Origin of the sequence: Pseudomonas sp. 5P_3.1_Bac2 (assembly GCF_025465995.1) — a bacterium.
GTDB lineage: Bacteria > Pseudomonadota > Gammaproteobacteria > Pseudomonadales > Pseudomonadaceae > Aquipseudomonas.
This window is the reverse complement of sequence record NZ_JANLNY010000002.1, coordinates 289,479-308,632: the sequence shown is the minus strand read 5'-3', so window position 1 is coordinate 308,632 and position 19,154 is coordinate 289,479. Positions and strand designations below refer to the sequence as shown.

At 60.6% G+C, this 19,154-nt stretch carries 12 protein-coding genes; 3 read left to right on the top strand and 9 right to left on the bottom strand.

All coding sequences use genetic code 11. The features are described 5' to 3' along the window. From NTD81_RS01315 to NTD81_RS01300, 4 genes are all read right to left on the bottom strand, one after another. On the bottom strand, nucleotides 1–6,999 hold a 6,999-nt coding region (locus tag NTD81_RS01315; protein ID WP_262178622.1), incomplete at its 3' end, for an Ig-like domain-containing protein. 543 nt (nucleotides 7,000–7,542) lie between these two features. Beyond that, the gene (locus NTD81_RS01310) at nucleotides 7,543–8,673 is read right to left on the bottom strand and encodes an HlyD family efflux transporter periplasmic adaptor subunit (RefSeq protein WP_262178644.1); all 1,131 of its coding nucleotides are present in this window, start codon (nucleotides 8,671–8,673) and stop codon (nucleotides 7,543–7,545) included. Between the two features lie 71 nt (nucleotides 8,674–8,744). Continuing rightward, entirely contained in the window at nucleotides 8,745–10,916 is a 2,172-nt protein-coding gene (locus NTD81_RS01305) for a type I secretion system permease/ATPase (RefSeq protein ID WP_262178620.1), read from the bottom strand. Then, entirely contained in the window at nucleotides 10,916–12,379 is a 1,464-nt protein-coding gene (locus tag NTD81_RS01300) for a TolC family outer membrane protein (protein WP_262178618.1), read from the bottom strand. The genes NTD81_RS01305 and NTD81_RS01300 overlap by 1 nt, the downstream gene beginning before the upstream one ends. Before the next feature lie 290 nt (nucleotides 12,380–12,669). Here NTD81_RS01300 and NTD81_RS01295 point away from each other — a divergent pair, with 290 nt between their 5' ends. After that, nucleotides 12,670–13,935, top strand: a complete 1,266-nt coding sequence (locus tag NTD81_RS01295) for a tetratricopeptide repeat protein (protein ID WP_262178616.1) — start codon at nucleotides 12,670–12,672, stop codon at nucleotides 13,933–13,935. A 104-nt stretch (nucleotides 13,936–14,039) separates the two neighbouring features. Here NTD81_RS01295 and ycaC read toward each other — a convergent pair whose 3' ends face one another. Next, nucleotides 14,040–14,654 carry an isochorismate family cysteine hydrolase YcaC gene (ycaC, locus tag NTD81_RS01290; protein ID WP_262178615.1) on the bottom strand — a complete coding sequence of 205 codons (615 nt, stop codon included), beginning with the start codon at nucleotides 14,652–14,654 and terminating at the stop codon, nucleotides 14,040–14,042. 199 nt (nucleotides 14,655–14,853) lie between these two features. Between ycaC and NTD81_RS01285 the strand changes: the two genes are divergently transcribed. Both NTD81_RS01285 and NTD81_RS01280 read left to right on the top strand, forming a co-directional pair. Continuing rightward, entirely contained in the window at nucleotides 14,854–15,783 is a 930-nt protein-coding gene (locus NTD81_RS01285) for a LysR family transcriptional regulator (RefSeq protein WP_262178613.1), read from the top strand. A 58-nt stretch (nucleotides 15,784–15,841) separates the two neighbouring features. Then, nucleotides 15,842–16,270: a group II truncated hemoglobin gene (locus NTD81_RS01280; RefSeq protein ID WP_262178611.1), complete on the top strand. Its 429-nt coding sequence runs from the start codon at nucleotides 15,842–15,844 to the stop codon at nucleotides 16,268–16,270. Nucleotides 16,271–16,282: 12 nt separating this feature from the next. On the opposite strand, the gene moaE is transcribed toward NTD81_RS01280, so the two are convergent. From moaE to NTD81_RS01260, 4 genes are all read right to left on the bottom strand, one after another. After that, complete coding sequence (gene moaE / locus NTD81_RS01275) at nucleotides 16,283–16,735, bottom strand: molybdopterin synthase catalytic subunit MoaE (RefSeq protein WP_262178609.1); 453 nt, start codon at nucleotides 16,733–16,735, stop codon at nucleotides 16,283–16,285. A 5-nt stretch (nucleotides 16,736–16,740) separates the two neighbouring features. Further along, nucleotides 16,741–16,983 carry a MoaD/ThiS family protein gene (locus tag NTD81_RS01270; protein WP_262178607.1) on the bottom strand — a complete coding sequence of 81 codons (243 nt, stop codon included), beginning with the start codon at nucleotides 16,981–16,983 and terminating at the stop codon, nucleotides 16,741–16,743. Continuing rightward, nucleotides 16,980–17,456 carry a cyclic pyranopterin monophosphate synthase MoaC gene (gene moaC, locus NTD81_RS01265; RefSeq protein WP_262178605.1) on the bottom strand — a complete coding sequence of 159 codons (477 nt, stop codon included), beginning with the start codon at nucleotides 17,454–17,456 and terminating at the stop codon, nucleotides 16,980–16,982. The genes NTD81_RS01270 and moaC overlap by 4 nt, the downstream gene beginning before the upstream one ends. A 134-nt stretch (nucleotides 17,457–17,590) precedes the next feature. Next, nucleotides 17,591–18,982 (bottom strand): PhoH family protein, encoded by a 1,392-nt coding sequence (locus tag NTD81_RS01260; protein ID WP_262178603.1) that lies wholly within the window; start codon nucleotides 18,980–18,982, stop codon nucleotides 17,591–17,593. Nucleotides 18,983–19,154: the final 172 nt, after the last annotated feature.

The following is a 19,154-nucleotide window of genomic DNA, read 5'->3' as shown; positions in this document are numbered from 1 at the left end:
ATCGGTTGGCTCACTGATATTGCCGCTTGGGTCGGTGATGGTGACCGTGCCGCTCTCGCCGTCTTCCAGCGGGTTAGGCTCGATAGCCCATTGGCCGTTGTCGTCGACCACGGTGGTCAGGGTGCTGCCATCTGGCAGTTCCACCACGATGGTGCCGCCCGGCTCGCCGCTGCCGCCCAGACCGCTCTCGTTGTTGTTATCGACAACCGGTGGTGCAGGTGGAGTGACGTCAGCCTTACCGGTGTCGGTCGGCTCACTGATATTGCCGCTTGGATCGGTGATGGTGACGCTGCCGCTCTCGCCGTCTTCCAGCGGGTTGGGCTCGATGGCCCACTGGCCGTTGTCGTCGACCACAGTGGTCAGGGTGCTGCCGTCCGGCAGTTCCACCACGATGGTGCCGCCTGGCTCACCGCTACCGCCTAAGCCGCTTTCGTTGTTGTTATCGACAACCGGTGGCGCAGGTGGGGTGACGTCAGCCCTACCGGTATCGGTCGGCTCACTGATATTGCCGCTTGGATCAGTGACGGTGACGCTGCCGTTCTCGCCGTCTTCCAGCGGGTTAGGCTCGATGGCCCATTGGCCGTTGTCGTCGACCACGGTGGTCAGGGTGCTGCCATCTGGCAGTTCGACCACGATGGTGCCGCCCGGCTCGCCTCTACCGCCCAGACCGCTCTCGTTGTTGTTATCGACAACCGGTGACGCTGGTGGAGTGACGTCAGCCTTACCGGTATCGGTCGGCTCACTGATATTGCCGCTTGGGTCGGTGATGGTGACGCTGCCAGTCTCGCCGTCTTCCAGTGGGTTAGGTTCGATGGTCCACTGGCCGTTGTCGTCGACCACGGTGGTCAAGGTGCTGCCATCCGGCAGTTCCACCACGATGGTGCCGCCCGGCTCGCCGCTGCCGCCTAAGCCGCTTTCGTTGTTGTTATCCACAACCGGTGGCGCAGGTGGAGTGACGTCAGCCTTACCGGTGTCGGTCGGCTCACTGATATTGCCGCTTGGATCGGTGATGGTGACGCTGCCGCTCTCGCCGTCTTCCAGCGGGTTAGGCTCGATAGCCCATTGGCCGTTGTCGTCGACCACAGTGGTCAGGGTGCTGCCATCCGGCAGTTCCACCACGATGGTGCCGCCCGACTCGCCGCTGCCGCCCAGACCACTCTCGTTGTTGTTATCGACAACTGGTGGCGCAGGTGGAGTGACGTCAGCCTTACCAGTATCGGTTGGCTCACTGATATTGCCGCTTGGATCGGTGATGGTGACGCTGCCGCTCTCACCGTCTTCCAGCGGGTTAGGCTCGATAGCCCATTGGCCGTTGTCGTCGACCACGGTGGTCAGGGTGCTGCCATCTGGCAATTCCACCACGATGGTGCCGCCCGGCTCACCGCTGCCGCCTAAGCCGCTTTCGTTGTTGTTTTCCACAACAGGCGCATCAGGCGCCGTCACGTCGGAGTTATCCGTCAGCACCGGGGTGCTGATATTGCCGGCCGGGTCGATCTGAGTCAGCGAACCTTGCTCGCCCTCTTTCAGGGGGTTGGGCTCGAAGCTCCAACGCCCGTTCTCATCCGCCACGGTGCTCAGGGTGCTGCCATCCGGCAACTTGACCACGATGGTGCCGCCTACTTCACCGCTACCGCCGAGGCCACTCTCGTTGTTGAGGTCGACCACTGGCGCATCGGGAACGATCAGGTCAGCCGCGCCGGTAGCCGTTTCGGTACTGACGTTGCCGCTGCGATCAGTGGCCGTAACCAAGCCTTGCTCGCTGTCCGCCAGCGGGTTGGGCTGCATGGCCCAGTGGCCATCGGTATCGACCAGGGTGGTGACGGTGCTGCCATCGGGTTTAGTCAGGGTAATAGTGCTGCCTGGCTCGCCGCTGCCGGTCAGGCCGCCGAGGTTGTTGCTGTCGACGATAGGGCCGGCAGGCGCGCTGATATCGGCAATACCCGTGTCGCTAGGCGCACTGATGTTGCCGGCCGGGTCGGTGGCGGTGACGCTGGCGGATTCGCCATTGGCCAACGGGTTAGGCTGAACAAACCACAGGCCGTCTTTACCGACAGTGGTGGTCACCGTCGAGCCATTGGGCAGTTCGAGCACAATGGTCGCGCCAGCTTCCGCGCGGCCGTGGATACCGCTGCCATTGTTGCTGTCGATCACCGGTGCATTCGGCGCGATCAGGTCAGCAGGGCCAGTCGGAGTTTGCGCACTGACATTGCCGCTTGGATCAGTCGCACTGACCGTCGCTTCCTCGCCATCGGCCAGCGGGTTAGGTTGCAGCGTCCAGTTGCCGTCAGCGTCCGCCTGGGTAGTCACAGTAGTGCCGTCCGGCTTGGTCAGGGTAATGGTGCTACCCGCCTCGCCAGTGCCCGTAAGACCTGCCAGGTTGTTGCTGTCGACACTTGGCGCTGGCGGAGCATCGATATCGGCCTCGCCAGTGACAGTGGGCGCACTGATGTTGCCGGCCGGGTCGGTGACCGTGACCGAGGCTTGTTCGCCGTTATCCAGAGGGTTAGGACGCAGGGCCCACTTGCCGTTGTCGTCCGCCACGGTGGTCAGGGTGCTGCCATCGGGCAGTCTAACCACAATGGTGCCACCGGCTTCGGCGCTACCGCTCAAGGCCAGATCGTTGTTGCTGTCGATCACCGGCGCATCCGGGGCGATCAGGTCAGCAGGGCCAGTCGGCGTCAGCGCGCTGACGTTGCCACTGGCATCGGTAGCGCTCACCTGGCCTTCTTCGCCGTTAGCCAGCGGGTTCGGTTGCAGCGCCCAGTTGCCTTGGCTGTCAGCCTGAGTAGTGACGGTGCTGCCATCGGCGCGGGTCAGGGTGACGGTGCTGTCCGGCTCCGCCTTACCGCTAATACCTGCCGCGTTGTTGCTGGTCACAGTCGGAGCATCCGGGGCGATGATGTCCGAGCCGCCGGTATTCACCGGCAGGCTGCTGTTACCCGCCGGATCGCTCACCGAAACGTTAGCGCTCTCACCATCATTGAGTGGGTTGGGCTCGATGCTCCAGCGGCCACTTTCGTCCACCTGGGTAGTCAGGCTACTGCCATCAGGCAGCCTCACCAAAATGGTGCCACCGGCTTCGGCGCTGCCGCCCAAGACCAGCTCATTGTTGGTATCGACGACCGGCATATCCGGCGCGATCAGGTCGGCATTCCCCGTTGGCGTCTGCGCACTGACATTGCCGCTGGCATCGCTGGCGCTCACCTGCCCGGCTTCACCATGGTTCAGCGGGTTAGGTTTGAACAGCCAATGACCCTGGCTGTCAGCTTGCGTGGTAACACGGCTGCCATCTTCGCGCAGCAGGCTCACGGTGCTGCCCGCCTCTGCCGTACCGGCGAGGCCGCCGAGGTTGTTGCTGATAACCACCGGCGCGTCTGGAGCACTCAGGTCAGCCTTGCCGGTTTCGCTTGGCGCACTGATGTTGCCGGCCGGGTCGGTGATGGTCACCTTGCCCTGCTCGCCATCCTCCAACGGGTTCGGCTTAATCGCCCACTGCCCGTTCTCATCGACGCTGGTGGTGACGGTGGAGCCATCGGGCAATTGCACCACGATGCTACCGCCGGGCTCGCCGGTGCCACCTAAGCCACTGCCGTTGTTGCTGTCGATCACCGGCGCGTCCGGCGCGGTGACGTCAGCCTTACCGGTATCGATCGGCGCACTGATATTGCCTGCCGGGTCAACCAGGGTGACTTGGCCTTGCTCGCCTTCGCTCAGCGGGTTGGGTTGCATCAGCCACTGGCCGTTGTCATTCACCACGGTGGTCAGGGTGCTGCCATCGGGCAGTTGGATCACGATGGTGGCGCCCGGCTCGCCGCTGCCGCCAATGCCGTCGTGGTTGTTGCTGGCGATTACTGGCGCATCCGGGGCGATCAGGTCGGCGATGCCGGTGCTGGTTTCGCCGCTGGCGTTATCACTGGCGTCGGTCGCGGTGAGCGTCCCCTCTTCACCATCGGCCAGCGGGTTAGGTTGCAATGCCCAATGACCGCGGTCATCGGTTTGCGTGGTGACGGTGCTGCCATCGGGCTTGGTCAGGGTGATGGTGCTGTCGACTTCAGCGCTGCCAGTGAGGCCTGCGCCGTTGTTGCTGTCGACCACCGGCGCATGGGGCGCGGTGATGTCCGAACCACCGGTGTTGCTTGCACGGCTGATGTTGCCGGCCGGATCAATCACCACAACCCGGGCGTTCTCACCCTCGTTGAGTGGGTTAGGCTCGAAGCTCCAACGGCCGTTTTCATCCACCTGGGTGCTGATGCTGCTGCCATCGGGCAGACGCATCACGATTTGTCCGCCAGGCTCGGCACTACCGCCCAAGAGCAGTTGGTTGTTGCTATCGACAAGCGGGGCGTCCGGCGCAACCAAGTCGGCGTTGCCCGTGGCGGTCGCGGCACTCTGGTTGCCGCTGCGGTCGCTGGCCACTACTTGAGCGTCTTCGCCATGCTGCAAGGGGTTGGGCTTAAACAGCCACTCGCCGTTGCTGTTGACCTGAGTGGTTTGGCTGCTGCCGTCGGCGCGGATCAGGCTCACCGTGCTGCCTGGCTCAGCCGTACCGCTTAAGCCAGCCAGGTTGTTGCTGGCAACCAGTGGCGCCGGCGGCGCGATCAGGTCGGCGATGCCGGTGTCGGTGGCGGTACTGAAGTTGCCAGCCGGGTCAATCAGGCTGACGCTACCACGCTCGCCGTTGGCCAGCGGGTTAGGTACAAACGACCAGTGCCCTTGGTCATCCACCAGCGCACTCATGCTGCTGCCATCAGGCAGGTTCAACACTACGCTGCTGCCCGGCTCGCCGCTGCCGACCAGACCTTCACCGTTGTTGCTGAGTACGAGCGGCGCATCCGGAGCGCTGAGGTCGGCATTGCCGGTATCAATCTGCGGGCTGACGTTACGACCTGGGTCAGTCAGGGTGATGAGGGCACTTTCACCATCGGCCAGAGGGTTGGGTTGCAGCTCCCAATTGCCCAGGTGATCGACCTTAGTGGTGGCCGTGCTGCCATCGCTGAGCGTGACCGTGATGGTCCCGCCCGCCTCAGCCGTACCGCCTAAGCCCGAGGCGTTGTTGTAGTTAATCAACGGCGGCTCGGCCGGAGTCATGTCAGCCTGGCCGGTGAGGTTGTCGGCGCTGGTGTTACCGCTGCGGTCGGTGGCCGTCACCATACCTTCTTCGCAGTCTGCCATCGGGTTAGGCGTGATGAGCCAGTGACCGTTGGCATCAGTCACCGTGGTTAGCGTGCTGCCATCCTTGCGCGTCAGGGTGATGAGGCAACCTGCCTCACCAGAGCCACTGATGCCGCTGAGGTTGTTGCAGTCTACCCAGGGGGTGTCCGGCGCCAGCAGATCCGCCAAGCCCGTAGGGGTGGACGCACTGACGTTGCCACTGGCATCGGTAGCCGTCACTGCACCGCCTTGCTGGTCGGCCAGCGGGTTAGGTTGCATCAGCCACTGGCCATTGGCATCGGCCTGAGTGGTGAGGGTGCTGCCATCGGCTTGGCTGAGGATTACCGTGCTGCCCGCTTCGGCCAGGCCGCTTAGGCTGCTGGCGTTGTTGGTCAGTACCAACGGCGCGTCGGGCGCCAGCACATCAGCAATACCGGTAGGAGTTGGAGCGCTGCTGTTGCCACTGGCGTCAATGGCATTGAGGGTGCCTTCGCTGCCGTGGGCCAGCGGGTTAGGCTGCATCGCCCACTTACCATTGGCGTCGGTCTGGGTGGTAACGGTGCTGCCGTCGGCTTTGGTCAGGGTAATGGTGCTGTTAGCTTCGGCGGTGCCGGTTAGGCCCGCGCCGTTATTACTGGTCAACAGCGGCGCATCAGGGGCGCTGAGGTCAGCCTTACCGGTATCGGTTGGCTCACTGATGTTGCCGCTTGGATCGGTGATGGTGACGCTGCCAGTCTCGCCGTCTTCCAGCGGGTTAGGCTCGATAGCCCATTGGCCGTTGTCGTCGACCACGGTGGTCAGGGTGCTGCCATCTGGCAGTTCCACCACGATGGTGCCGCCCGGCTCGCCGCTACCGCCTAAGCCATGATCGTTGTTTTGCTCGATCAGCGGCGGCTGCGGCGCCGTGATGTCGGCTATGCCAGTTTCCACCGAGGCGCCGGTGTTGCCGGCCACGTCGGTGGCATCCAGCTTGGCGTTTTCGCCCTGCTGCAGCGGGTTGGGTTGAAACGCCCACTGCCCCTTGCCGTCAGCTTGGGTAGTGACGGTGCTGCCGTCAGCGTGGGTCAAGGTGATGGTGGCGCCAGCCTCACTGCTGCCGCTCAGGCCATTGGCGTTGTTCAGCGCAATCACTGGCGCATCCGGTGCGGTAACGTCAGCCGGGCCAGTAGGAGTACGTCCACTTTGGTTACCCGCCGCATCGCTGGCGCTGACAAAGCCCTCTTCGGCTTCTTGCATCGGGTTGGGGTTGAAGTGCCACAGGCCCTTGTCGTCGGCCTGGGTCACTACGCTGCTGCCATCTGCGCGATGCAGGGTGACCTGGGCATTGGCTTCGGCCATGCCGGTCAGACCGTGCTTATTATTGAATTTGATGGTTGGTGCGTCTGGCGCCACGGTATCCGGGGCCACGCCGTGAGAGCCACCGCCGCCACCGCCGGAGCTAGCCGCCACCGCCACACCGCCGGCCGCTGCGCCGCCGACCAGTAGCCAAGGCATCAACCCCCAGCTTTCGTCGGGGACCATCAGCGGCTCGACGTTATCGATTTTAACTAGGCTGGCGCCTTCCCACGGCTCTTCGTATTCAGCCCACCACAAACCATCGTGGGCGCTGCCGCCGTCTAGCACCAGATCGCTCTTAACGCCGTCGTTGACCACAAAGAAGTCGTTAACGGTGATCACCTCACCCGACTTCAGCTTGACCACCAACGCGTTACCCACCCGATTGATCGAGCCGATATCCGCCGGCCCGGCCGAGATCATCACCACCTCAGAACGCTGTAGGGTGATCTCATTACCTACCGCACTTTGCGATTGCCCAGTGTGTTTATCAATCAGTTTAATGACAGCCATATCAACACTCTCACATCCATTAGGTGAACGCCGTATTCGCCTGCGCTAATTCACACCACCTAAACAGGCAGCGCATAACTATTCGCAGTGAATAAACACGCCATGGCATTAGCGTGCGGCAGGGGTATAACAATCTAATAAGATGATAAATACGAGCCTGCAGATATACGTAAGACAATTCCGATTAGAGCAATGCCACTCATGGCAACCCGACGAAGCGCAATAACTCCGCACCTCAAGAAAGTTCAAAGTTGCATACAGCAACAAACCAATTGGAATTTTCTTAAAGCGACGATCTATTAATTAAATAAGTTTGGCTAAATATTTCATAACTAAACTTAAATAAAAATCGAGACATTAATAGTTAAGGAACTTAGTTACCTCGTGCCAAATATTCGCAGCAAACTTTATTTTCGAGATAAAAAAACCCTGTGCCGACTCACGACACAGGGTATAGGCGCCCATTAACGCCACCCGCTTGCAACAGGTGGCAGGCCAAGTACTAAGGAGTAGCACCGCGAGGCGACGCTATTGCCGCCAAGCCTAACGTTCGCGTAAGGCTTCGCGGGCGCGGTTGAGGGGTTTGACCAGGTACTGCCAGATGGTCTTGCTGCCGGTGTTGATGTCCACGCTGGCGATCATCCCCGGGAAGATCGGAAAGGCATCGCCACGGCGGTTGTACAGCGAGTCGCTATCGGCGCGGACAAACACCCGGTAGTAATACAGATCACGCTTGACCTCATCTTGCAGGGTGTCGGCCGAGATCATCGTCACCACCCCTTCCAGACCGCCATAAATGGCGTAGTCATAGGCGGTAATCTTGACCTTGGCCTTCTGCCCGGGGTGAATAAACGCCACGTCACGGGGGGAAATTCGCGCCTCCACCAGCAGCCGGTCTTCGATCGGTACGATCGCCATCAAGCGGCCATTGGGCGGCACCACGCCGCCCACGGTGGTCACCGCCACATCTTTCACCACCCCGCGTACCGGCGAGGTAATGGTCATGCGCGACAGCATGTCGGCGCGGCCGCGGGTCACCGATTGCTGCGCCTCCACCTCGGCGTTGGCCTTAGCCAGATCCTCATGGGCCTTCACGTAATACTGACTGCGCGTCTCGTTGGCCTTCATCTCCAACTCGTTGGCCTGGCGCTTCAGGCGCAGCACCTCCACATCACTGGCAGCGCCCTGCTTGACCAGACTCTGGGTCAGGGTCAGCTCACGGCGCACCAGGGCCAATGCTTCGGATATACCCTTAAGGCTCTTCTCCAGGCTTTCGCGACGGGATTGGTACAGCGCAGTTTCGCTGGCGACCAAGGCGCTGTCTTGGAGGATCTGTTCAGGAAACTCCAACGGCACGCCGGTGACTTCCGCACGCAAGCGGGCCGCCGTGGCCAATGCCGAGTGCACCCGCGAGGCGCTTTCATCGACGCTGGATTTAACCCGGGTGCGGTCCAACTGCGCCAGCACTTGCCCGGCCTGCACCAGATCGCCCTCTTTGACCTTAAGCACGGCGACAATGCCACCCTCGAGGGACTGAATGATTTGCTCACGCGAAGTCGGAATCACCTTGCCAACGCCCGTGGTCACCTCATCCAGACGAAAGTTATAGGCCCACAGCAAAAAGCTCAGCAGAGCCAAAAAGATCAGCCACACCACCACTGACGAGCGTGGCATGCGCAAAGATTTTTGCTGCAACTGGGCTAAACGCTTCGCGCCTTTGCGCGGCTTAACTTGGGCTGCTGCACTCATTGCGTGGTGCCTCCTTGGCCTGGGCTGGCGGGGGCATGGCTGGCACTGATTTGCGCCAGCACCTGCTGCTTGCTGCCATCCATCACCACCCGTCCGCCATCCAAGACGATGATCCGCTCCACCCACCGCAGCAGCGCTGGACGATGCGTGGCGAGCACCAAGGTGCGGCCTTCCAGCCAGGGCTGCAGGCTGCTGAGCAGTTGGTTCTCACTGACGTCATCCAGCCAAGCGCTGGGCTCATCCAGCAGGACAATGCGCGGATTGCGAATCAGGGTCCGAGCCAACAACAGCGCTTGCCGTTGCCCACCGGACAGCCCCTTGCCACCCTCCAGCACGACATGATCCAAGCCATCGGCAAACAGCTTCAGCAACGACCAGGCGCCACTCAAGTGCAGGGCCTGCACAATCTCCTCATCGCTGGCTTGCGGGCGGCCCATGGTCAGGTTGTCACGCAGGGTGCCGTAGAACAGCGTGGCGTTTTGCATCAGCAGGCCGACGTCGCGGCGCACATCCGCCGGATCGATCAGCGGCAGGCTTAAGCCATCCAGACTGATGCCGCCCGCTTGTGGGGTGGCCAAACCGGATAAGAGTTGCAACAAGGTCGATTTACCCGCGCCGTTACGGCCCAAAATCGCCACCCGCTCACCGGCCTTGATGTTCAGCTTGGGAATCTCCAACGCCACGTTGGCGCCTTCCGGGTCGTACTGAAAACGCACGCCCTTGAACTGATAGTGACCGTGCAGCAACGGCCGGTGCAGACGTTTGCTGTGTAGCGGCTGATCGACCGGGCGTTTCATCAACTCTTCCAGACCTTGGCGCGCCACCTTGGCTTGCTGCCAACGCACCATGATTCCGGAGATTTGTGCCAAGGGCGCGATCATCCGCGACGACAAAATCGACGCACCAATCAGCGCCCCGGTGGTGATATCGCCGGCCATGACCATAAAGCAGCCAATCAGGATCACGCTGACATACACCAGCGATTGCAGCTCCTGGGTCCAGGCGATCATCGCGCCCGTGATAAAGCGCTGGCGCATGCTAATCCCGGCGCTGACCTCATTGACGTGGTTCCACTGGTTCTGGAACTTGCCCTCGGCGCGCAGCAGCTTAATGTCATCCAGCCCCTGCACCGCCTCGACCAACATCGAGTTGCGCAGCGAGGATTCGCGCATGCCCAACTTAGCCAGCCGGGCCAAGGGCCGCTGCAGCAGCCAACCGGGAATCAATAACAGCGGCAGCACCGCCAGTGGCACGAAGGCAATCGCCCCGCCGACATACCACAACACCGCCAGAAACAAGGCAAAGAAGGGTAAGTCCGCCAGCGCGCCGAGGGTGCTGGAGGTGATCAGCTCGCGCACCTGCTCCAGCTCACGCAGCTGGGAAATAAACGAGCCGGTGGATTTCGAGCGGAACTCATTGCGGATGCGTAAGGCATGACCGAAGACCCGGTCACCGATGCGCAGGTCGGCGCGCTTGCCAATTTTGTCGCTGATATGGGTGCGCGCCAGGCGCATGCAAAACTCAAAAAGGATCGCCAGCAGCACGCCGCCAAACAACACCCACAGGGTCGGTTCGGATTGCGCCGGCACCACCCGGTCGTAGACCTGCATAGAGAAGATCATGGACGACAAGGCCAGCACGTTGGCCACCAAGGAGGCCAGCATAATGTCGCCATAGCGCGGCCAGTCGTGCAGCGCCAGCTTCCAGAACCAGCCGGCGTCATAGGGCTTGATGTAGTCATCCACCCGCGCATCCGGCACACCGATTTGCGGACGCAACAGCAGCACCTGCTCGACTCGCTGCGCCACCTCATCAAATGGCAAGGCCTGTAGCACCTGGTCTTCGCCGGCCAAGCGCACGCCGACCAAACCATCGCTGCCGACCCCTTCAATCACCCCGATCTGGTCATTGCCGAAATCCGCCACCAGCGGCAGCCGCCACGGGTCGAGCATGCTGCGAGTAAAACCCTGCACCTGCAAGCTCAGGCCGATATTGCCCGCCATCTGCTCCAGTTGCTGCTCCAGCGGCAAGCCCTGACTCCACTCTAAAGCCACTCGGCATTGCTCCGCCGAGGCACTCAAGCCGTAGTGCCGCGCCACGCTCAGAAAAGCCTGTAACCAGGCCTCCTGGGCCAGGCCTGGGGCGGATTGTTCAGTTGCTGTGCTCATCAGTTAACGCCCGCTGTCATCTGCGTGGAGAGGCGGAATACATCGCGCATACGCCCAGTGGCTTGGAGGTAATCAAGGCGCGCTTGCAGCAAGTCGTGCAGCGCATTTTGCTGTTCCAGCTCAGCCTGAAAGATTTCCTGCTCGGAGTTGAGCAAGTCCAGCAAGGTCCGCGTGCCCAAGCTCAGGTACTGCTCGCGGTACAGGCGGCGGGTCTCGATGATGCTGCTTTGGCGTGCGGCCAACAGGGGCAGGCGCGCCTCGATGCCATCGATCTGCTCGGTGACGCTCTGCCACTTATCTTCGATTTCCAGGTGCAGGGTCTGAATATTTTCTTCCGCAGAGGTGATGCCGTACTGCGCCGCCCGCTCTTGAGCACGCAGGGCACCGCCTTCAAAAAGGCTGTTGCTGACGTTGAGGGTCAGGTTGTAGTCGTGGTCATCTTTTTGTCCGCGTAGACCACCTAAGTACTGATCGACCCCGGCGCTCACCGATACCGTTGGCAACTGCGCGGCCTTGGCCCGCTCTAGCTGCGCCTTGGCCATCAGCAACTCCAACTGCGCCACCTGCAGCTGCGGCACATCGCGCAGCTGCGGCACAAAGGCACTCACCGCCTGTTGCAACTCACGCGCCGGCAAGTTGCCGATACGCTCGGGCAGCGGCTGGCGAACCAAGGTTTTGAGCTTGCTGCGCCACTGACGCAACTGGGTTTGCACGGCCTGCAGAGTCGACTGGGCCGCGTCGAGACGGGAGCTGGCCTGCACCGGGTCAGCTTGGGTACTGGCGCCGCCCTGGGCACGCACCCGGGCCACTTTCAGCAGATCTTCAAGGGCCGCGATCTGCCGCTTGGCCGCGACCTCCTGCAACTGATAGCGATGCACTTCGACTACCGCCTGGGAGGTTTGCCGGGCCACGTCATCCATGGTCGCCAACACCTTGGCCAGTTGCCGCTCGGTGCTGGCCTCGGCATAGCTGACGGAGCTGCTGACTTTGCCGAAATCGTAGAGCATCTGTTCCGCATTGACCGACAACACCTGGCCGTTGCCCATGTTGCCGTGCCGCCCGCTGTTGATCCCGGCCTTGACGCTGGGGTAATAACCGGCGCGAGCCGCATCAACGCCACTGCCTTGCTGAGACAAGGTGGCCACGGCGCTGCGAATCGATGGGTAAGCGCTCACCGCCGCCTGTACCGCCTGCCACAAATACAGGCCTTGGCGCAGGCTCAGCGGCGCGACGTCAGTGGACTGCACCGCCTCCACATCCGTCTTGAAGCGCGATTGCAGCAGTTGCGCACTGACGGCAACGCGGCCATTGGGGCCGCGCGATACGCATTGGGGGTTGCAGGTATAGTTGCTCGCCGAGTCGCTAAGCGGCGTGCTAGACGCCGCGTTAACAGATGAACAATAAGTTAATAAACCTAATGCACTTAAGCGAGTGACCAACTTGATTAACACAGCATAGCCCACGGCTGCCTCTCCCTAGATCCTAGTTACTTCAGCATTGAGCGGATCTACAGATATTCCTGCAGCACTAATCTCGGTCTACTGATGGATTAACTAATCAGGTCTATTCGACGTGGCATTTAAACCAGCGAACAGTCCAGTATTGTCCAGGGCGCATACTGCCTATATGTTTACAGGTACCCCCTAAGACAATTCCGAAAAGTTCAAAAAGTGCAACTTTATAAAGTTATTTAAAAACTTTACTGCTAGTTTTAAGCGGCTCTTATCACCCTGCAACAGTGAGCCACCGCTTAATGGCCAAGGCAAAAGTTCACCCCAATAAACAGCATTTGCTGCTGCACTCACTGCAACGCAAAGCCAAATCCGCTTACGCCCAAGGTGATTTCCAACAGGCATTAAATGCCTGCTTGCACGCCTGTAAAATTCAGCCGAGTCTGGCCGATGCCTGGGTCGATGCCGCAGTCAATGCAATCAAGCTGGAACGCTGGGCCGATGCCATCACTTACGCCAACCAAGCGCTGCGCTTTAACGCCCGCAGCCTGGCGCTGTTCGATGCGCTGTCGCATGCCCACGGCGCCTTAAAACAGTGGCCGCAGGTGCGCCTGTACGGCTTGCAGGCCCTGCAACTGCGCAGCGCGCAATTTGACCGGGCACCACCCCTGCCGGCCCCGGCGCAGCAAGGCTTGCCGCCCGCCCCCAGTCTGGCCAGGCGGGCGCGCAATATCATTGCCTTTAGCCTGTTCGGCGGCGACTCCAAGTACTGCGAAAGCGCCGTGCTCAACGCCACGGAACAACCGCAGATCTATCCGCACTGGACCTGCCGCTTTTATCTCGACGACAGCGTGCCTCAGGCCGTCGTCCAGCGCTTGCAGGCCGCCGGCGCCCAGGTGGTGCTGGTCGATGAGGCAACGCGGCAGTTACCCGGACCAATGTGGCGCTTTATGGCCTTAGCCGATCCGCAGGTGGATCGCGTGTTGCTACGCGATGCCGACTCGGTGATTTCCCTTCGCGAAGCCCGGGCGGTGGCGCAGTGGCTGGCCAGCGATAAGCACTTCCACGCCATGCGTGACAGCGCCAGCCATACCGAGCTGCTGCTCGCCGGACTATGGGGCGCAGTGCCCAGCGCCTTGCCACCAATCAAAGAGCTGCTCGCAAGTTTTGCCGCGCAGCCGATTGCCAACGCGCACTTCGCCGATCAGTTTTTCTTGCGTGAATGGGTGTGGCCGTACGCCCGCTTAAGCCTGCTGCAACATGACTCGCTGTTTGGCTTTCTCGATCCGTTGCCATTCCCCGACGGCCCGGCACCGGATGATTTCCATGTGGGCTACGCCGAAGGCTCGCCATTTTTCAGCCTGCCGACCCCCTTGCCGGAGAACACCGCGGTGGATTGGCACTTTTATCAACTGCACCCCACTCACCCCGAACAGGCACGCATCCGCCTGTGCAGCTATCCTGCCCAAGTCAGCCAGGGCCAAGTACGCGCGCACCTGCCAGCGCGCTACGCTAAGTTGATCGAAATCGGCCAGGGTTTGGTGCGCCTGACCGCCCGCCAAGACTGAGGGCGAGCAATACGCAGGCAAAAAAAAAGGCTGATTGCAGCGGCTCGGATATGCCGTGCAATCAACCTTGGGGAACCGCAAGCGCCCGTTACCGGGCGCAGGGCTTATTTCTGGTTGAAGCTTTGGATCAGGTTGGCGTAAGCCGGCAGATGGCCGCCCAGCACGCCGCCAAAGCCTTCAATGTCGTTGCGCCAGTCGCGATGCAGCTCGCAACCTACGTTGAACCAGCTCATCAGTTGCGCGCCGGCTTGCGACATGCGGTTCAGAGCGGCATCACGCACGCTGGTGTTGAAGGTGCCGGAAGCATCGGTAACGACGAATACGTCGTAGCCTTCTTGCAGAGCCGACAGAGTTGGGAAAGCGACGCACACGTCAGTCACTACGCCAGCAATGATGATTTGCTTACGGCCAGTGGCTTTAACGGCCTTAACGAAATCTTCGTTATCCCAGGCGTTGATTTGGCCAGGACGAGCGATGAAAGGTGCATCCGGGAAGATGTTACGCAGCTCAGGAACGATCGGGCCGTTAGGGCCGGTTTCAAAGCTGGTGGTGAGAATGGTAGGCAGATTGAAGAATTTGCCGATGTTAGCCAATGCCAGAACGTTGTTCTTGAACTCATCAGGGCCGTAGTCACGCACTAATGAGAGCAGACCTGCTTGGTGGTCAACCAGCAGCAGCACTGCGTCATCCTTGTTCAATCGCTTGTAAGTGAAGGACATCGTGTATCTCCTGATAAAAATCCATGATCCCTAGGGAATTTAAAAGCCATAGGAAGGCAAAAGCTTAGCTGGTCAGAGCAATCTGTCCAACAAATGTAAACGAAAATGATTTTCTATAATTGAGAACAATCTCATCGTAGTCTGTGCATAAGGTTTTTCCTAAACTGATCAACTGCTTCCATTTTTTTACTAGGTACCCATGAAATTAGACTTCCAGGAAATTGAAACTTTTATCCACGTAGTGGAACTGGGCAGTGTCAGCCTCGCCGCCGAACGCCTAGGTATTTCCAAATCAGTCGTCAGTAAGCGCTTAAGCGATTTAGAGCAGCGCCTAAATGCCAAGCTGCTGTATCGCTCCACGCGCAAAGTCACTCCGACCAGTAACGGCAGCGAGTTCTATCAGCAGAGTAAAGCCGCCCTCGCCGACCTGCGTGACGCGGCGGAAACGGCGGCAATCAACGAAAGCGGACTGTGCGGCATGTTGCGCATCACCGCCCCCATGAGCTTCGGCACCCTCTGGCTCAACCGCCTGATCGCGCAATTTATGCTGCAGCACCCGCGCATTCAGGTGACCTTGCAGTTAGACGACCGCGTGATCGACTTCGAGCGCGAAGGCTATGACCTGTGCCTGCGCATCTCGCGCATCCGCGACAGCGCTCTGATCGCCCGCCAACTGGCGGTGAGTAGCCGCAGCCTGTGCTGCAGCCCGGCGTACCTGGCAGAGCACGGGGCGCCGAGCACGGTCGAGGAGATCGGCAATCACGCCTGTATCGGTTATGCCAACGTCGCCCCCGGGCAAATCTGGGCATTCAGCCCCTTTGATCGCCCCAACGACGTGATCAACCTGGCGCCGCAGAGCCGTTTTATCAGCAACAACGGCGAAGCCATGCGGGAAATGGCCGAACAGGGCTTGGGCCTCACCGTACTGCCGACCTTTTTGACCTATCAGCAGCTCAACGACGGCAAACTGATTGCCCTGGAGCCCGGCGCGCGGCCCACCGACGATTACATCTACGCCATGTACCCCCGCTCCAGCCGCTCCTCGCGCAAGGTCCAGGCGCTGTGTGATTTTCTCCAGCAGGCCCTGCACGACATGCCTTGGACCAAGAGCGATGGCCGCGACCAATAGCCTCTGCTGAGCCGTGCCATGCTTCAGTACAATGGCCTTTTCGATCTAGGAGGCAGCCATGGCGCAGCCCATTGTCTACGGCGTAGCCGATGCGTCTTATCAAGCGGCAGGCGGCCTCGAAGGCGTGCAGCGCTTAAGTGCGGCGTTTTACCGGTTGATGGATGAGCTGCCCGAAGCGGCGCAACTGCGCAGCATGCACGGCCCGGATCTGGCCCTGATCCAGGACAAACTGGCCTGCTTCCTATGTGGCTGGCTCGGCGGCCCGCGCTTCTTTAGCGAGAAATACGGGCCGATCTCGATTCCAGCCTTTCACGCCAAATGGCCTATCGGCGATAACCTGCGTCACAGCTGGCTGCTCTGCATGGAACAAGCCATCGCCGAGCAGCCTTACACGCCGGAGTTTGCCGAGTACTTACTGCGTCAACTGCGCATTCCCGCCGAGCGCATCGTCCAGGCCAGCAGTGCGCGCCACTCGCGGGTCGACTGAGCAAACAGTGCGTCAGGCCTGCCAACGCTCGGCGGCGGCCTGATCACTGCTGCGCCCCTCAACCCAACGCGGGCCAGCGGCGGTGAGCTCTTTCTTCCAGAACGGCGCACGGGTTTTCAGGTAGTCCATGATAAAGGCGCAGGCCTCAAAGGCTGCCTGGCGATGGGCGCTGCTGGTGCCGACCAAAACAATCGGCTCGCCCGGCTCTAACTGACCGACGCGATGGAGAATCTCCACGCCAATCAGCGGCCAGCGCTGCTGCGCCTCTTCGGCAATTTTGCCTAAGGACTTTTCCGTCATGCCGGGAAAGTGTTCGAGGTACATCCCCGCCACGTCTTGGCCATCGTTGTAGTCGCGCACATAGCCGACAAAACTGACCAGCGCACCAATGCCCTGGTTGGCGCCATGCAAGGCATTCAATTCAGCGCCCGGATCAAAGGCCTGGCTCTGCACACGGATAGCCATGACGCTTAGCCTCCGGTCACAGTGGGAAAAAACGCCACTTCATCGCCGTCACTTAACGGCTCGTTGAGGCTGCACAGCTCCTGATTGCGCGCGCACATCAGGCTGCTCTCCGCCAACACTTGCCAGGCGGCACCGCGACTGAGCAGATGCTCGCGGACCTGGGCCAAGCTGGCGAACGACTGCGCCAACACTTCTTCATCCAGCCCCAATACCTCGCGGTAACGGGCAAAGTACTGCACACGGATCATGCCGAAGGCTCCGCCAAATAGTGGCCGCTCTTACCGCCGAGCTTTTCCAGCAGGCGCACGTTCTCGATCGTCATGCCCCGGTCCACCGCCTTGCACATGTCGTACAGGGTCAGGGCCGCGACACTGGCCGCCGTCAGCGCCTCCATTTCCACTCCGGTTTGCCCGGTGAGTTTGCAGCGCGCGGTGATGCGTACGGCGTCATCGCCCTCGACCACCAGCTCAACCTTGACGCTGGTCAACAGCAGCGGATGACACAGGGGAATCAGCTCAGAGGTCTTCTTCGCCGCCTGAATCCCGGCGATGCGCGCCACGGCAAACACATCGCCCTTGGGATGCTCGCCTTGGCTAATCATGCGCAGGGTTTGCGGCAACATGCGCACCCAGGCTTGTGCTGCGGCTTCACGTACGGTCTGGGCTTTGTCGCTGACGTCGACCATATTGGCCCGACCTTGACTATCGAGATGGGTTAACACGGGTGCTCTCCTGGCGGCAGTGCCGGGATTGTAAACCCAGGCACAGCCTTGGGGCAGCGCAGAAATGCCCGGGATTGCACCGTTAAGCGGGCCAGCTTGGCAAAGAGTCGGACAAGCTGGCCCAGTACTGGCGCTTACAGGTGGCTTTCGGCGTACTCCGCCAGGATCGAGCGTGGCACCCCTTGCAAGGTGATATGCACGCCATGCTCAAAGTCTTTGAAGCGTTCGGTCAGGTAGGTGAGCCCCGAGCTGGGGGCGGACAGATAAGGCGTGTCGATCTGCGCCAGGTTACCCAGGCAGATCACTTTGGAGCCATTACCGGCGCGGGTGATGATGGTTTTCATCTGATGCGGGGTGAGGTTTTGACACTCATCGATAAGGATCAGACTCTGCTGGAAGCTACGCCCGCGAATGTAGTTCAGCGACTTAAACTGCAGCGGCACCTTTTGCAGAATGTAATCGACACTGCCATGGGTGTTCTCATCATCCAGATGCAGCGCCTCCAGGTTGTCCGTGATGGCGCCGAGCCAAGGCTCCATTTTCTCGGCCTCGGTGCCCGGCAGGAAGCCGATTTCCTGATCCAGCCCCTGCACGCTGCGGGTGGCGATAATGCGCCGGTAACGCTTGCTGACCATGGTTTGCTCAATCGCCGCCGCCAGCGCGAGGATGGTTTTACCTGAACCCGCCGCCCCCGACAGGTTGACCAGGTGAATATCCGGATCGAGCAGCGCATACAGCGCCAGCGCCTGATAAATATCCCGTGGCCGCAAGCCCCAGGCTTCCTGATGCAGCAAAGGTTCCTGATGCAGATCGAGGATCAGCAGCTCACCGTTTTCAATGCCCTTGATCCAGCCGACAAAACCCTGCTCGTCGATGATGAATTCGTTGACGTGCACGGCCGGCAAGTTATCCACCAACTGCACGCGATGCCAGGTACGGCCATGGCCCTGACGGGTTTCCACCTTACTGACGCGATCCCAAAAGGAGCCATCCATATTGTGGTAGCCCTTGGACAACAACGACACATCGTCGACCAACTGGTCGGTGTGGTAGTCCTCGGCGTTAATGCCACAGGCGCGCGCCTTTAAGCGCATGTTGATGTCTTTGGTCACCAGCACCACGTTGAAGCCAGGCTTGCGTGACTTAAGCTCGACCAACTGGTTGATGATGCGGTTGTCGTTGAGGTTTTCCGGCAGCCAGGTGATCGGCGCGGCGCTCTTGCTCATAAGGATCGACAGATAGCCGCAGGGGCCGCTTTTATCGCGCTGGATGGCAACGCCCAGCTCAACCTCCTCAGGGTTGGCGCTGCCGAGAATTTTATCGATCAGGCGGATGGCCTGACGGCATTCAGCCGCCACACCTTGCTTGCCCGTTTTTAACTTATCGAGTTCCTCCAGAACCGTCATAGGGATGGCGACGTGGTGTTCTTCAAAGTTCAGTAAGGCGTTGGGATCGTGGATCAACACGTTGGTATCGAGGGCGTACAGGGTTGCGGCGGTGGGCTTAGCGCGTCCGTGGTCATCCATACTCGGTCACCTTCTTGTCGTAGCCAAACGATGCACAGGCAAAGCATCGCGGTGGGACCACCGACTCCTCAGTGCGGTGGCTGAGAAGGTTGCAAGCAAGGTGAGGGCCAAATGACGCCACCTGTCTGCAGGGTTCGGCGGTCTGGCTTTTAATTACGCTAATTCCTGCGAC